This is a genomic window from Sporosarcina sp. FSL W7-1349 (assembly GCF_038003045.1).
Taxonomy (GTDB): Bacteria; Bacillota; Bacilli; order Bacillales_A; family Planococcaceae; genus Sporosarcina.
Genome location: NZ_JBBOOK010000002.1, coordinates 894,327 through 910,618 on the forward strand (window position 1 = coordinate 894,327; position 16,292 = coordinate 910,618).

The 16,292-nt window shown below is 41.4% G+C and carries 12 protein-coding genes; all 12 read right to left on the reverse strand.

From position 1 onward, the window contains the following. Window positions 1-167: 167 nt before the first annotated feature. On the reverse strand, window positions 168-1,610 hold the full coding sequence (locus MKY41_RS18300; protein ID WP_340746428.1) for a peptidoglycan DD-metalloendopeptidase family protein: 1,443 nt from the start codon (window positions 1,608-1,610) through the stop codon (window positions 168-170). Window positions 1,611-2,094: 484 nt separating this feature from the next. Next, window positions 2,095-3,009 carry an alpha/beta fold hydrolase gene (locus tag MKY41_RS18305; protein WP_340746429.1) on the reverse strand — a complete coding sequence of 305 codons (915 nt, stop codon included), beginning with the start codon at window positions 3,007-3,009 and terminating at the stop codon, window positions 2,095-2,097. A 21-nt stretch (window positions 3,010-3,030) separates the two neighbouring features. Beyond that, on the reverse strand, window positions 3,031-4,227 hold the full coding sequence (locus tag MKY41_RS18310) for an amidohydrolase (protein WP_340746430.1): 1,197 nt from the start codon (window positions 4,225-4,227) through the stop codon (window positions 3,031-3,033). 128 nt (window positions 4,228-4,355) lie between these two features. Continuing rightward, window positions 4,356-5,768 carry an amidase family protein gene (locus MKY41_RS18315; protein WP_340746431.1) on the reverse strand — a complete coding sequence of 471 codons (1,413 nt, stop codon included), beginning with the start codon at window positions 5,766-5,768 and terminating at the stop codon, window positions 4,356-4,358. Window positions 5,769-5,789: 21 nt separating this feature from the next. Next, entirely contained in the window at window positions 5,790-7,193 is a 1,404-nt protein-coding gene (locus tag MKY41_RS18320) for an APC family permease (protein WP_340746432.1), read from the reverse strand. 22 nt (window positions 7,194-7,215) lie between these two features. Then, on the reverse strand, window positions 7,216-8,652 hold the full coding sequence (locus tag MKY41_RS18325; protein ID WP_340746433.1) for an NAD-dependent succinate-semialdehyde dehydrogenase: 1,437 nt from the start codon (window positions 8,650-8,652) through the stop codon (window positions 7,216-7,218). Window positions 8,653-8,667: 15 nt separating this feature from the next. Further along, complete coding sequence (locus MKY41_RS18330) at window positions 8,668-10,026, reverse strand: glutamine synthetase family protein (RefSeq protein WP_340746434.1); 1,359 nt, start codon at window positions 10,024-10,026, stop codon at window positions 8,668-8,670. A gap of 101 nt (window positions 10,027-10,127) precedes the next feature. Continuing rightward, window positions 10,128-10,889: an SDR family NAD(P)-dependent oxidoreductase gene (locus tag MKY41_RS18335; protein WP_340746435.1), complete on the reverse strand. Its 762-nt coding sequence runs from the start codon at window positions 10,887-10,889 to the stop codon at window positions 10,128-10,130. Next, window positions 10,886-12,031 (reverse strand): M20 family metallopeptidase, encoded by a 1,146-nt coding sequence (locus MKY41_RS18340; RefSeq protein ID WP_340746436.1) that lies wholly within the window; start codon window positions 12,029-12,031, stop codon window positions 10,886-10,888. Before MKY41_RS18340 ends, MKY41_RS18335 begins: the two co-directional genes overlap by 4 nt. Before the next feature lie 172 nt (window positions 12,032-12,203). Continuing rightward, a complete protein-coding gene (locus tag MKY41_RS18345; RefSeq protein ID WP_340746437.1) occupies window positions 12,204-14,246 on the reverse strand; it encodes a sigma-54 interaction domain-containing protein in 2,043 nt (680 codons plus the stop codon). Window positions 14,247-14,477: 231 nt separating this feature from the next. Beyond that, entirely contained in the window at window positions 14,478-15,830 is a 1,353-nt protein-coding gene (dnaB, locus tag MKY41_RS18350) for a replicative DNA helicase (RefSeq protein ID WP_340746438.1), read from the reverse strand. A gap of 15 nt (window positions 15,831-15,845) precedes the next feature. Beyond that, complete coding sequence (gene rplI, locus MKY41_RS18355; RefSeq protein WP_041072372.1) at window positions 15,846-16,292, reverse strand: 50S ribosomal protein L9; 447 nt, start codon at window positions 16,290-16,292, stop codon at window positions 15,846-15,848.

The following is a 16,292-nucleotide window of genomic DNA, read 5'->3' on the forward strand; positions in this document are numbered from 1 at the left end:
TGTTTGTGCTGTTTCGCACGTGCTATCAAGACTTTTCGATGCTATTTCCCGGGCAATATTTCCCGTTTTTTGTCGAATAGTTCGCAAACGGGATGAAGGGCATAGGCTAAGACACATATCGGGGGGATAAAAAATAGGGACCGTCCTTTTTGGACAGCCCCCGCATTTTATTTCAAAACACTCATTGGATTGATGTTTTCTCCGTTTTTCAATACTTCGAAATGGAGATGGACGCCGGTGGATCGGCCCGTGGAACCCATGACGCCGATTTTCGCGCCTTGTGCCACGGTTTGTCCGACACTAACATCAATGGAAGACAAATGTGCATATAACGTTTCATAGCCATTTTTGTGGCTGACAATAATACGGTTTCCGTATGCACCGCTTGGACCCGCAGCAGTGACGACACCATTATCGGCAGCTTTGATCGTCCGGTTGGAAGGGCGGGCAATATCGATTCCGAGATGCGTCCGACCCCAGCGTGATCCCATATGGCTTGAGATATAACCACCGACTGCCGGCCATACGAACGAACCTGTCCCTCGCGAGGCGATCACTTTCGTGCCGACGACCAGCACTTTATCCGTCGGTTCTGCGGTGACTGTCTCTTCTTGGATGGAGCGCCCAACCACTTCGCCGTTTTGCTTGCGAATCAATTCGGTGACGACTTTCTCTCCGTCAACGCCTTTTTGCGTTACTTTCTTTTCCCCTTTTAATAGGGTTTTGTCCTGCTCTTTTATTGTTTTAAAGGGGATCGGCTCTTTCCGTTTTGATTCGAAATGAGCTTCCACTTCAACGAACGGCTCAAACTTCGTAACATTCAACTCATCACCCAGCTGCAGAACGGTATCCGCCTTGTAGTCCGGATTCAATTCCAATAGCTGTTTGGTCGTCATGTCATGAGCTGCCGCTATTTTTCCTAGGACATCGCCTGGTTGAACGACATATTTCTTATTTTCCAATGTCCCTTTGTTCAATAGCTGAACGGCCTTTTTCACATTCAACACATCTTCCGGTGCGGCTTGTCCTTCGTCCGCCTGGATGTCGCTGCTCATCATAATATCCGCAACGCGTGTTTCATTCTCTTTCAAAGGGGGTAAAGGTTCATTGTACGCTTGGCGTTTCTCGAATGCGTTGAGTTCCTTTTCTGTGACAGTTTGCAATTTCAGATCTCGGATCACATTTCGGTATGCATCCATGTCTTTTACATAGAGAGCTGGTTCTCCGTCAACGAGAATGCCAACCGCTTCCGCTTCGACAGCCATTTTTTCCTGTAAGGTATCCAGGACTGTATCGTCTTCGGAGCCGGTTTCAAATACTTTTTCCGGAATAACCGATAGATCTGCTACTTTCAATTGCAGGTCTTCATATTGTGTAGCAGCTTCTTCTAGTTTCTGTTCTTTCAATTGTTCAATCTTCTCTTTATCTGAAATCTTGCCTATGTATTCATCATTGGTATAGACATGATAGACTGTTGCCAGGTTGTCTTTCTCCGGTTCGTTGGCAAACCCTACGTTCAATCCAATCCCCGTTAACAATACAGCGATAAGTATGAATTTTGGAAATGCCTTTGCTATCCTATTTCCTTTTCGGACTTCCTTGGAAAACATGGATCCTCCGTACTCCTTCCATTGTTCAACCGATCTGTAACACCCTGCCGTCAGCTCATCTGACCGGGTACTTTCTATACAACTCGTTCTGTTGTAAATCCAATTACATCGGTATATCTTTTTTCACACTTCTCCAATCTATCATAGTTAGCAAGACACTTGGGCAAAACAACCATTTTGTAATGCAATTGTATCATTGCATCCAATTTTTAATAGTTTATACCATATAATTGGTTTTTTCGCAGGATAAATAGCATGAGAATTCTTTGTTATTCTTTATTTTTGTGGATAGGATAGGGAAAAAGGTGAGAGGGCACCCTTCTATAGGAACTTCGTGGCCCTGTTATAAGCGATTGAAGGGGGATTATATTATAAGTGTTTGAGGTTTTTACGGCCTTCACGACAAAAGACAAGGACTGCCCGATTTCGACAGTCCCCATTCCGTCAGCAGTTTCTTGACCGATTTGAAATCCTAAAATAAAATTCAACTAACAAACGTTTTTTCTGTTAATCTTCTATCAACAAACTCTTTCACAGTGGAGATGAATAGTTCGTATTCATCACTCATAACCATGTGACTACTCTGCTCAAAGAACACTAACTCATTATCGGGGAGTTTTTCTGCCATCTCCTCCGCCTCTTGGACAGGAGCAATCCAATCATGGCGACCCGAAATGATTAGTGTTGGAGAAGTTACCTTCTGTAATTGATCAGTGACATCGTAACTCCTCAAAAATCCTCCCTCCCGGAATCCTTCGTTTGCCGCCTGATAATTAACTTTGCATCTGGCCATGGCATCTTGCATCATCCGGATTTCTTCTTGAGTTGGGGGCGGAGCTGTTTTAATGGCGTGCGAATAAAGGGAACCAGTCTCTTCCAAGTACTTAAAGTATTCGTCGTTCGATTCGAATTTACCACCCAAAGCCTTCTCCGCAATACTTTTCTGCTGTTCGGTCCCTTTTTCCTCCAGTATTTTATAGGATCGCTCTAGGAAACGGTGGCTTGAAGATGTGGTTATAAGGACCAAGCCTGCTATTCGCTCAGGATATTTTACGGCATAGCTTAAAGCTGTGATTCCTCCGTATGATTGTCCTAAAATCACGATTTTTTCCAAGCCTAGATGTTCCCGTAGCGCTTCCACGTCTTTCACGTTATTTTCCAGCGTATACGTCGATTGGGGCCCTTCATCCGAAAAGCCGCTTCCACGATTGTCGATATAGACGAGCTGCATCATCTCAGATAGAGGTGTCAAATAAGGCTTGTATAAGGTATGATCCCCACCCGGACCTCCGTGTAGCACAAAACAAACAGGCTTTTGCCTCATAATAGGTCCATCGGGTACACTGCCCATCCCTTCGACATCAAAATAGATTCTTGTACCATTGATCTTTGCGTACATCTTCTACACCCCTTTTTGTATTTAATTCACAAACGTCTGTTGTTGGCTAGATAGAATAATTGAGCAGAAACCTTTCGCGGCAATCGTCATCGCCCGTTCATCAAAATTGAATTTTTCATGATGGTGTGGAAATACATCGGATGGGTTTTCCATTTGAGCTCCTATGAAAAAGTATGATCCAGGAACTTGTTGAGTATAGTAAGAAAAGTCTTCACTCGGCATTATTGGCGGTGTTTCAAGTACTTCCTTTACTTCTGCAACATTTTCAAGGGATTCTTTTACAATTTTTGTTTCTTCACAATGGTTCCATAGTGAGTCATATCCTCTTTCATACGAAATTTCCGCTATTGCATCATTCGCTTCCGCTACCGAGGAGGCGATTTTTTTCAGGCTCCTTTCTGCCATACTTCTTACTTCGGGGTCAAAGGAACGGACAGTTCCAGTTAGTTCGGCACTATCAGGAATTACGTTAGATGCTTCGCCTGCGTGAAAGGAGCCGATTGATACTACCAATTCTTTCAACGGATCAAGCCTGCGACTTGTAATTGTTTGGAGATTCATGGCGATTTGCGAGCCAATAATAATTGGATCTACTGTGTTATGTGGAGTAGCCCCGTGTCCGCCTTTTCCTTTTACCCGAATGGCAAAAGTATCAGCCGCCGCTTGTATATATCCTTCTCGGTAATACACGTTACCAAATGGCATTCCACTCATAAGATGACATCCAAACACGGCATCTACGCCATTAAGACATCCATCTTCAATCATGGGCTTTGCTCCCCCAGGAACTACTTCCTCCGCAAATTGATGAATAAATACAACATTACCCGGTAGACTATCACTATTCTTCGCAAGGGCTTTGGCCGTTGCCAACAATGCGGCTGTATGTCCATCATGACCACATGCATGCATAACACCTGGAACAGTAGACTTATAGGGCACGTCTGTTTTTTCCTGAATAGGAAGTGCATCAAAATCTGCCCTTAAAGCGATTGTTTTGCCAGGTAATCCCCCTTTCAAGATTCCTACAACCCCTCTTCCTCCAACATTTCGACGAACCTCCACACCCAACTCTTCCAAATAATCGGCAATTATTTTCGGTGTCCTTTCTTCTTGAAATGAGAGTTCAGGATGTCTATGTAGGTCTCTGCGAATTGTAATCATTTCTTCTTTCGTTTCATCAATCGCTTTATGAAGTTGTTTCAGGAGTTCTTTCATACCTTTTCACCCTTTATACTTTTATCTCCAAATTGCTATTTGCTTGGTGCGCAGGCGCCCGGTTCCCGCACACCTATTAAATTCATACTACTCCGCCAAATTGCAGTGCTCGAACACTGGTTTCATGTTTACCTTGGATCAATCGGTGTTGCTATGCTAGCATGTGCTTCAATAATTTCAGCTGCTTCAAATAGGGTATCCTCCCGGAATTTTCGACCGACAATCTGAACACCCATAGGAAGGCCATCTTCAACAGATGTCGGAACTGAGATTGCAGGAACCCCAAAAAGTGCTACCGCAATCATCGGCCATTGTGCTACCACTACATGGCGCGTACGCTCTGTACTAATAATATCCGCATCTTGCTCAAATGCCTGTTCGGCGGAATTTGGAAGCAGTAATAATGGATACTTCTCAAGGAACTGTTGAAGTTGAACGATAAGTGCACCACGTTGCTGATAACCGCCGAGTATATCGGAAAGTTGTGGTGCTTCTCCCCACCATTCCTCGTTCACAGTGAACCAGTTCTTTGCTGATTGTTTTATCTCTTCATCACCAAATTGTTCAACCAACGGCATAGCTTGTCTAAAATCCTCCAAACAAAGCAAATGCCAAAGCTTAAAAGCCTCGTCGAAGAGGGGCAACTCTACCTCCTCCACAATATAACCTGCATCCGATAACCGATCTGCAGCTTCATCCAAAGCTTTATTAACTGCGGAAGTTGGTGTTGCTATGCCGACATCCCTCAATAATCCTACACGGATAGGGCGGGGCAGCGGCTTACCGATTAAAGGAGCTGGTACAAAAGCCGGATCACCCGGATCAAACCTACTCATACTTGCAAGGGCTAAACGAAGGTCACCCACTGTTCTAGCTATTGGCCCTTGGACACCCATACTTTGGATGGACAGGCTGTAACCCAGACTGGACCAACTGGGTACACGTCCCACAGTAGGGCGGATAGTTGTCACTCCACACGCATAAGCGGGATAACGAAGAGAACCTGCTAAATCATTCCCATGTGCGATAGGTGTCATGCCAGTGGCTACCGAGGCGGCAGCCCCGCCGCTGGACCCTCCAGGTGTTCGCGAATTGTTCCAAGGATTGAGGGTTTTGCCATGTAGTTCATTATTTGTAAACCATCTGAACGAAAAAGAAGGTGTATTGCTTCGACCCACAAAAATAGCTCCAGCCTTCCGAAGATTTGCGACCTGCGGACTATCCGTTCCAACAACATTATCCTTAAAAGCTGGAAGCCCTTCCGTTGTTGCGTGACCAGCTTCGTCGGTATTTACCTTAATTGAAACTGGTACTCCATGTAAGGAACCAAGAGGTTTTCCTGCGCTTATCGCCCGGTCAGCAGCATCCGCGCTTGCTAGGGCTTCATCTGAAGAAACTTCCACAAGCGCGTTTACTTTTGGGTTAACTTCTTCAATACGATTTAAACAACTTAAAGTAACCTCCCGGGAGGATACCTTCTTTGTTCTAATTGCCTCGGCAAGTTCTACAGCTGTCCACTTCCATAGTTTGTCACTCCCCAATGAAATCCCTCCATTATATGTTTATAAACCCTTCATAGTGGTTGGCACTTCTTTGTATCCTTTTGATTTTATAAATCCAATGACAACTCCGATGAACAGCCAACTGAAACCTACAATATATGTCGGTGTTCCTAGACCGCTCCAAACGTATGTTAAAATACTTAAACCGACTAAAGGCATCACTAAATATTTAAAAGTGCCCTTTACATCTCTTCTCTTCTTTTTGATAAAGAAGTAAACAAATACTGTTAGATTCAGCATCATGAAGGATGTAAGAGCCCCAAAGTTCACTAGCTTCAGAACTTCCTCAACCGAACCAAATAAAGCGATGATGATTGTAATAATCCCGACAAAGATAGTTGCATTGAATGGAGTTTTGTATTTGGGATGTACTTTTGACAATACGCCCGAAAATGGAATGACCTTATCACGACTCATCGAATAGAGAACCCTTGAAATAGCAGACTGTACAACAAGTGCATTGGCAATACCAACTGCGAAAACACCAACAATAAGGAAAAGATAATATAAAAAGTTGCCGCCTATTTCTCTCGCAATATCAAAAAACGCCATATCAACATCTAGATCTTCAAAGTTAGGGTGTGCCAATGACGCCATGTAAGTCTGTGCCATAAATATTATCCCTATGATCAGTAACGCAAGGATGGTTGCCCGACCAATATTTCTAGATGGATTCTTAGCTTCTTCCGAAAGTGTACTGATTACATCAAATCCCAAAAACCCGAACACAGCAATCGAGGTGGCCGTAGCTATAAAGCCTAAATCGATTACATCGGCTTGGAAGATTGGAGCTAAAGAGAATCCTCCCATTCCATTTCCATCAATGAAGACAAACTTAATCGCAAAAACGATAAATAACAAAACGGCAATCATCTCGAATACCAAGAATATTGAATTCGTTTTAGCGGCCAGTGTGATTCCCCTAGCGTTAATGAATGTATTGATTGCAACGAATGTAATCACCCATAGGAAAACGGGAATGGCTGGCACAATGCTATTCATCCATATACTTGCAAATAGCGTAAGCAAGGAGGGAACTAACAGATAATCTATGACAATTAACCATCCCGTTAAAAAGCCTAAATGGGGATTCAACCCACGCTGAACATAAGAATAGGTTGAACCCGAGATTTGAAATTCTTGACTCATGGAACGATAACTAAACGCTGTAAACATCATAGTTATAATCCCAACCAAATAAACTAACGGAACCATTCCAAGGCTTCCTTTTGCTATTGTGCCATATACTTGAATGGGTGCTATCGGAAGCATCGTTATGAGACCGTATATGATCAAATCCTTAAGACTTAATGCACGATTTAGTTCTTGTTTATATCCTGTATCTTGGTTTAATTCTTGTTGAGCATATGATTCCACCTTTACACTTGTATCTTGTACTTGCATATTTTCATTTCACCTCTCCAGGTTATGTTGTTAAAGCTATATAACGTAATTCCAAATATTCCTCTAATCCTCTTCTTCCACCTACCCGACCAATGCCGCCTTCTTTTAGGCCGCCAAACGGGGCTTGTGGAAATGCCAAGGAGGTTTGATTAATACCTATACTTCCAAACTCGAGTTGGTTCATCATGACATTTACTTTTTGAAGATCCGAAGTAAAGACATAGGCCGCTAAAGCATTTGTAATGTTGTTGCACACTTCAAGAATTTCTTCCTCGCTGCTAAAGCTGGAAACAGGCAACACAGGGCCAAACACTTCTTCTTGAGTGATGCTCATTTCTTGAGTTACATCATCTATTAATGTTGGTTCGAAGTAATAGCCTTCTGATGTTTCCGCCGTATCAGATTTATTACCACCAACAAGAATGGACGCCCCTTTTTCTTTCGCGTCTTTAACAATAGTCTCGACTCTTAAAATATAAGACTTGTCAATTAAGGGGCCAATCGTACCTTGAGGATTGGTATGAGTATTAAAAGAAAGCCCTTCCACTTTTTCTTTTAATAATCTTACAACTTCCTCTTTTATAGACTCATGCGCATAAACAACGTTTATACCATTACAAACTTGCCCTGAGTTCTCGAATTTATTTGACATAATTTTAGCGACAGCATCCTCAATATTTGCATCCTTACATACAATTGCTGGTGCATTACCACCCAGTTCAAGCGTTAATCTTTTAATTGAATTAGAAGCTTGTGCAGCAATCTTTTTTCCCACTACCGTTGAACCCGTAAATGCAATTTTTTTGAGGCGCGGGTCGGCAACAATCCGTTGCCCAATTTCTTCTCCATTTCCCGTTACAATATTTGCAACGCCCTTCGGGATACCCGTTTTATTAAGTAATTCAATTAATGCAAGTCCGATCATCGGCGTTTGATCTGCCGGCTTCAACACGAAAGTGCATCCTGCTGCTAGTGCGGGTGCCACCTTATTTGCCAATATAGCTGCCGGAACATTGGCAGGAGTGATCAAACCTACACATCCAACCGGTTTTTGTAAAACCATTAATTGTTGGGTTTGTCCTATTGAAGGAAGAATCTCACCATATATTCTTTTACCTTCTTGGGCAAACCATCGAATGATAACACAAGTTCCCTTAATTTCACCTATTGCTTCGCTTAAGGGTTTTCCTTGTTCCAATGATAATAACTCTGCTAATGATTGCTCCTGCTCCTCTATTAGATTTGCCCAACCTTCCAAATAATTTGAGCGTTCTTCTCCCAATAGACTGGACCAATCGGGAAAGGCGGTTGTCGCTGCTTGTATCGCCTCTTCCACTGTCTCAAGATTTGCCAAGGGTACATATCCGATCACTTCTTCGTTCCTCGGATTTAAAACAGCTATTGACTCGCTAATCTCTTTTTGCTTTCCATTTATCCATAGATAATCCCAATTTCTCATAATAACCTCCACTATTCAGATATGCTCCAAGTACTTCCTTCTCTCCCAATCCGTGACCTCAAAGAAATAATCCCTTATCTCATTCTCAACAGCGGTTGTATAATGTTTCACCACGTCTTCGCCTAAAATTTCCTTGACCCTTTCACTAGTTTTAAAGCGGTCCAATGCTTCTACCAAGTTAGTAGGAAGTTGAGGCACGTTCGGGTCCACATAAGCATCAGTAGTCGTCATGGACGGCAATTCCAGCTCATTCTCTATTCCGTATAGACCGGATGCCAAACACGCCGCCATGACTAAATAAAAGTTGGCATCTGCGCCAGGAATTCTGTTCTCAACCCTGCAGGAGTTGTTTTTCCCATCAATTCTGTAGGCAGTCGTACGATTATCGATTCCCCATGTATTTGTCGATGGAGCACCACCAGTGTTTATAATCCTCTTATAGGAATTAATATAAGGGGCATATAGCACCATCAGTTCAGGCGTCAGTTCTAACATTCCGGCCAAAAAGTGTTTAGCAATCTTGGATAATCCATCTGTACTGCTTGGATCATAGAACAGATTGTTTTCACCGTTACTATCCCAAAGACTGATATGTGTATGCCCACTACTTCCAGCATCATTCGTATCCGGTTTCGCCATGAACGTTGCCAAGAGGCCATTTACCGCTGCAATCTCTTTTGTGCCGCTTTTATATATCGCTGTCTGGTCGGCCATTGTTAGGCTATCACTATACTTAAAGTTAATCTCATACTGACCTTTCCCCAATTCTCCTTTAACCGATTCGATATCAATGTCCGCCTTTTCAAACTCATTTACAATTTTACTTAAAAACCAATCATCTATATTTAAACGGGAAATAGAATAATCGATTGGATAGGGAGAGAGAGGTTGTAAGTTATTAAAGCCTTTTTCCCTTACCGAATCATGATTTTCCTTATATACATAAAACTCCAACTCCGAGGCGGCAAATGCCTTGAAACCAAGACCCTCCGCTTTTTCAATCTGCTTTTTCAATATATTCCGGGGAGCAACCGTAACCGGTTCCTGATTTTTTTCGAACAGATCCCCCAAAACGATCGCTGTTTTCTCAACCCCCGGATAAAGACGCAACGTTGTCAAATCAGGTACTAGTTTGATGTCATGCAAGCCCGTTTCCATACTACAGAAATCATAGTTATCCAAGAAGTTCAAGTTTACATCCCACGCCAAGTTTACAGCGCACGTGTAAACGCCTTCATTCATAATATCCAGAAAGTGTTTGGCCGGAATCTTTTTCCCAAATAATTTTCCCTGCATATCAATCCCAGCTACAATCATTGACTCTATTTTCTTTTCATTAATAAAATCTTTTAACGTATCAGCATTTAAATTCAATTTCGTAATCCTCCCTCGTAAGCTTTTTCGACAGGGGTGATGAAGAGCCTGATGGATTTCCATAGGAAATGGTCGAGGCTCCCTCAACCCAATCAAAAGCATTAAATTGCTGTCCAGCCGCCATCGACAAAAACGGTACTTCCCGTCATATAACTAGAATCGTCGGAAGCTAAAAATAATGCGGCATTGGCAATATCGTCTGGTTTACCAATTCGGCCTACAGGCAAACGATCTAATACCCAACGTTTCGCTTCTGGATTACTTAATCCCGACGCTGTAAAAGGTGTTTCTACCACTCCAGGTGCAATGTTATTTGCCGTAATACCGTATTGGGCCAGTTCTATTGCAATCGCTTTAGTTAATAAATTTAATCCTCCTTTTGACGAATTATAATGTGGTTGGCATTTTCCGCTACTTGACACAATTACATGAGCCTCCACAGATGTAATATTAATAATTCTTCCGCCATTACCTGCATTAATCATTTCTTTGGCAGCAATTTGTGAGCATAAAAAAGGCCCTTTCAAATTTACGTCATGAACTTGATCCCATTCTTTATCGCCCAATTCCAAAAAAGGTGTGAAACCTACGATTCCTGCATTGTTTACCAAAATATCTATCGTTCCAAAAGTACGTACCGTTTCATCGATCATTCTTTGAACTTCATCTCTCTTTGTGACATCCATTTTAATCACTAATCCATTACTCTCAGCGCCCGCTAGTCTTAAGGTTTCTTGTGCACCTTCCTCATTCAAGTCTGCAATAACAACATTTGCCCCTTCACTGAAGAATTTTAATGCGATAGCTCTGCCATTTCCTGAACCAGCACCTGTCACAATTGCTGTTTTATTTTTTAGTTTCATAAAGTTTCCCTCCTGGAATGTAGTAAAAAATCATTTAATATCTTTCTATAATTAATTAGAGATTGCACATAAACAAATTCATCTGGTCCATGATGGCCTGCTCCCGCCGGTCCAAACTCTACTGCGGAAACACCGTATTCTGAATAAAATCTTGTATCAGCCGTTCCGTATTGACCGATAAAATGGATATCTTTTTTTGTTACCTTATTAGCAATAGTCTTTAATTGATTAACAAAAATATTATCTTCATCAACCAAGACTGGTACACCCATTTTCAGTAAAGTGATTTCTGCACCTTGAACCTCAGATTTGATAAGATTGTAAATCTCTTCTGGATTTTGCTCCGGAAGTAATCGAATATCCAGATCAAAAGAGCATACATCAGGGACTTGATTGATCACCCCTCCGCCAATAATAGTGGAAAGATTAAAAGATTCCTTTGGAAAAAAGGTGTTTGTTTCCTGAAAGCATGGTAAATTTTTTATTTTTCGATAGACTTCCATCGCTTTTTCAATAGCATTGTCCCCTTGCCATGGTCGGCTCGCATGGGCAGACCTTCCCTTTACGGTAATTTTTAATTGTAAAACACCTTTGGCTTGGATGGAAATATTGTAATTAGTAGGTTCTCCACAAATTACAAAATCCGCCAAATATCCATTCTCGACTAAAAATTTACTGCCGTTTTCTCCTCCCTTTTCTTCATCAGGAACTAGAACTAAGGAAACATTATATTTGAGGTTGTCCCTCTTCGTAAGATCACTCATGACTAACATCATAGTCGCAACCGCGCCAAGCATGTCATAGCTTCCTCTTCCGTATAATTTACCATCTTCTATTCTTGGTTGAAAAACACCCTCTCCTCCTGGGACAACATCAATATGTCCATTTAAAATTACTTTTGGGAGACTTTTATTTTTATTCGGCAAGTTTGCAACAATTATTTTAAGTCCTTCATTTTCTAATACCTCAACGTTCATACCATGTTCTTGCAACCAGGCAGAACAAAAATCCATACAAGAATTGATTTCATTTGGTTTCACTGCTTTATACTTGATAAGAGTTTTTGTTAACTCTATCTCTTTACTGCTTTCCATCGGCTTACAATAATCCAATTGCTTCACCTCCCCAGATTTACTAACCATTCAAAAACAACCCCCTACTTATTATAAAAGTTCACCTCATAAACTTATATGCAAGAACTGTGCCAAGATAAATGTTCAGTTAATTCAGTAATAAATGGTGTAAAGGAATAAAAAAAGGGGATAACAACGGGATTTAATCCAATTATAATCCCGTTGTTATCCCAATTATTATTCATAATTGTGCTACTTCAATTCCTTTATTTGTTAATGAACAACCAGACCTACCTTTGCCGATGGAGATATATCCCTCCTCCTCTAGTATTTTTAATTCTTTTCTAATCCCCATCTCACTAATACTGATGCCATTATCCCTTGCTTCTTTTAATAATGATCTTCGACCAGCCGACAGTCCATACTGATTCATTTCATAAATTAATATTAACAAAAATTGTTTTATATCCTGTTTGGATAATCGACGTAGGCCTTTATCATTCTCTTCCTCTTTCTTAACCTCTTCCAAGGATAAGTTTGAAAATGGGAGATCTTTTTTATCTATTTCTCCATTGGACATTATAGATAAATATTCAATTACATTTTCTAACTCTCTTATATTACCCGGCCAGTTATAGGTCTCAAAATAATGTTTTGCTTCAGAACTGAATATCAGGCTTGCCCCTCTTTTCAACATAAAGTGATTTGTGAGGGGCCAAATATCTTCAATCCTATCTCTTAATGGTGGGATATCCAATTGAAGAACTTTTAAGCGATAATATAGATCATCCCTGAACTTTCCTTCTTGAACTAATTGAAATAAATTCTTATTCGTAGCCGCTACTACTCGTACATCTACTGGGATTACTTTGGTTCCGCCTACCCTTAGAACTTCTTTTTGCTGTAACACACGCAATAACCTACTCTGCATATTAGGTGAAATATCACCAATTTCGTCCAAAAAAATTGTTCCCTTATGTGCTTGCTCAAATAGTCCTTGTTTTCCCCCTTTTTTTGCTCCAGTAAAAGCACCTTCATCATAACCGAACAATTCACTTTCCAATAAGTTCTCCGGTAAAGCACTACAATTTACCGCAACAAAAGGAAATAGGTTTCTAGAAGAATAATTGTGGATTGAATGAGCAAATAATTCTTTTCCTGTTCCACTTTCTCCTATTATTAAAATATTAGAATCACTTCTTGACATTTTATTAGCTAGCCCTTTTAGTTTCTCTATCTTATTTGACTTTGAAATAATATCAGTAAACTTGTATTTCGCGACATGTCCTCTTTCTTTTATCTTCAAACGTAACTTGATTTCCAGTTCTTCTACTTCTTTTGCAATTTTAAAAGTAATGATACCTCCTAAATCTTTACTGTTATCTCCTTGTAAAAAAACTGCATTCATAATCACCTTTTGCTTGTTAATAAAACATACCTTATGTTTTATATCATTTAAATTTGTAAAGTCTTTACTAACAGTGCTTAGTAAGTAATCAATTTTTCTCCCTATAAGATCCCAAGAGTTTTGCTGAAAGAGATGTTCCGCCACTTTATTAAAGATGGTAATTTTATTACTTGCATCAAAAGCTACTACTCCATCTTGAACATTATTTAACGTCTGCGTTAAATAATCTGTGTTGTCCATAAGATTTTGCATTGTTGTTTGTAAACCAATTGACCTGGGAACAATTTTATCGGAATAGTCCTTCATTTTTTTTCGTAATTCGCTATTTAATAAATCGAACCGAGATAATATGTCTACAATTGTACTTGTATCTATTACTCGCTCCTTAATATTGATAAGGCTTTTTACATTCTCTGTGATTTCATTTTGTTCTCCAGGAGTTACTGCCTCACTAACATTGGGCACATTCTTCATGCCCGGATATGCTGGGATAAACTTGATATGTCTAGCTCCCAATTCATATAATAATGAAATACTTTCCACCGCGGAATCTTTATTGTCATTAATTAATAGAATGTCTTTTCCTGGAGTAAGGGAAAGCAACTTTTCCCAACTGTCTTTTAATAACGTTCTTCTAATATAAAGAATCTCAGTGTCCATATTAATATTAAGAGAACCTTTATGCATAAACATAGTTTGTGTACTTACTAAAACCAAATCAAATTTAGTCGTATTATTAGACCACTGCTCCATTGAAAAGGGGGAAAATGAAATATAATCACCAATTAAGTTCCTTAGTTGTTTTGTTAAACCCACTGCCGTTTCTTCTCTTCCAGCAATAATAGCTATGCTAATATGTCTGTTAATGATAATCACCCCAAACTTTTTATTTTCAGTAATTTAACACTGATATGCTATATTGGATTTTCAGTTTATCCCTAACGTTGCTAGCAATTTTTATAATAGGAAAAACACCTCGTTCTAATTGGAAGAGGTGTCCCTTATATGATAGATCAAAATCATCAACACAATCAACTAGGCAATACAACCCTATTAAAAAACACGAACATCCCGATCTTTTATCTGGACGTTCGTGTTTTTGCAATTTTAATACGCTGCTGGGGCATGCTGGCTCCAGTCGATATTGACAAACTTGTTATATTCCTTGGCGAAGGCGAGTGTTACAGTACCAGTCGGACCGTTCCGCTGCTTGGCTATAATGATTTCAATCATATTCTGATTCTCTGTTTCCTTATCATAATAGTCTTCACGATACAGAAACGAAACGATATCAGCATCTTGCTCGATACTTCCCGATTCCCGTAAATCCGACATCATCGGACGCTTGTCTTGACGCTGTTCCACGCCACGGGATAGCTGGGACAATGCGATGACAGGCACTTTCAACTCACGGGCGAGCGCCTTTAAGGAACGGGAAATCTCGGAAACTTCTTGCTGGCGGTTCTCTCCGGAACGACCGCTTCCTTGGATCAATTGCAAATAGTCGATCATGATCATGCCAAGGCCATGTTCCTGCTGGAGACGTCGGCATTTGGAACGGATTTCATTGATCCGAATTCCGGGGGAGTCATCGATGAAGATCCCCGCATTGGATAAGCTTCCCATAGCCATTGTCAACTTCCGCCAGTCTTCCGCCTCCAGGTTTCCGGTCCGCAGCACTTGCGCATCGATATTGCCCTCCGCACAAAGCATCCGCATGACGAGTTGCTCGGCACCCATCTCCAAACTGAAGATGGCTACATTCTCATCTGTCTTCGTAGCAACATTTTGTGCCACATTCAATGCGAACGCCGTCTTCCCGACGGAGGGGCGGGCGGCAACGATGATTAGGTCATTGCGCTGGAAACCGGCAGTGATTTTATCCAGATCCCGGAAGCCGGTCGGTATCCCGGTCACTTCACCTTTACGTGTATGAAGTAGCTCGATGTTGTCGTATGTTTCGACCAACACGTCTTTGATATGACGGAAATCACCCGCATTTTTGCGATTGGAGACTTCCATCATTTTCTTTTCTGCTTCGGATAAAAGCGCCTCGACTTCGTCCTCTCTCGTATAGCCATCCTCGACAATGGAAGTGGCTACCCGTATCAGACGGCGCAGTAAAGCTTTCTCTTCTACAATCTTTGCATAGTGGACAATGTTGGCAGCGGTTGGAACGGCATTGGCCAGCTCCGTCAAATAGGAGATGCCGCCAACATCCTCCAATTCCTTTTTAGCCGATAATTCTTCAGTTACCGTAACGACGTCAATGGCTTGGCCTTTATCACTCAAGCCGATCATCGTATCAAAAATTTTCCGGTGCGCCATCCGGTAGAAATCTTCTGGCGTGAGGATTTCCGCCGCTGTGATGAGCACTTGCGGTTCAAGGAAAATTGCTCCGATGACCGACTGTTCCGCTTCGTTATTATGTGGGGGGACGCGATCGATCATCTGGTCCATCGTACTATCTCCTTATCATTCTTCGGTTACATGGACTTTCAAAGTTGCCGTCACTTCTGGATGCAGTTTCACCGGGACATTCGTGTAACCAAGCGCACGGATGGCATCCGGCAATTCCATTTTCCGACGGTCCACTTTGATGCCTTCGCTTTTATTTAGAGCTTCCGCAATCTGCTTCGTTGTAATCGATCCGAAGAGGCGTCCGCCTTCTCCCGATTTCGCCTTCATCTCGACGGTGATATTGTCCAGCTTCTCTTTTAAGGCTTGGGCTTCTTTCAACTCTTCAGCAGCATCTTGGGCGGCACGCTTTTTCTGGCCTTCCAATTTGCTTAAGTTTCCTGGCGTTGCTTCAACAGCCACATTATTTTTAAACAGGAAGTTCTGTGCGTATCCAGGAGACACTTCCTTGATTTCGCCCTTCTTCGCTGTCCCTTTTACGTCCTTCAAGAAAATCACTTTCAT

Excerpts from the sequence above, each read along its gene's own strand:
- rplI (WP_041072372.1), bottom strand. The coding sequence starts at position 16,292 with ATGAAAGTGATTTTCTTGAAGGACGTAAAAGGGACAGCGAAGAAGGGC.
- dnaB (WP_340746438.1), bottom strand. The coding sequence starts at position 15,830 with ATGGACCAGATGATCGATCGCGTCCCCCCACATAATAACGAAGCGGAA.
- MKY41_RS18320 (WP_340746432.1), bottom strand. The coding sequence starts at position 7,193 with ATGCAAGTACAAGATACAAGTGTAAAGGTGGAATCATATGCTCAACAA.
- MKY41_RS18325 (WP_340746433.1), bottom strand. The coding sequence starts at position 8,652 with ATGAGAAATTGGGATTATCTATGGATAAATGGAAAGCAAAAAGAGATT.
- MKY41_RS18335 (WP_340746435.1), bottom strand. The coding sequence starts at position 10,889 with ATGAAACTAAAAAATAAAACAGCAATTGTGACAGGTGCTGGTTCAGGA.
- MKY41_RS18310 (WP_340746430.1), bottom strand. The coding sequence starts at position 4,227 with ATGAAAGAACTCCTGAAACAACTTCATAAAGCGATTGATGAAACGAAA.
- MKY41_RS18300 (WP_340746428.1), bottom strand. The coding sequence starts at position 1,610 with ATGTTTTCCAAGGAAGTCCGAAAAGGAAATAGGATAGCAAAGGCATTT.
- MKY41_RS18340 (WP_340746436.1), bottom strand. The coding sequence starts at position 12,031 with ATGGTTAGTAAATCTGGGGAGGTGAAGCAATTGGATTATTGTAAGCCG.
- MKY41_RS18305 (WP_340746429.1), bottom strand. The coding sequence starts at position 3,009 with ATGTACGCAAAGATCAATGGTACAAGAATCTATTTTGATGTCGAAGGG.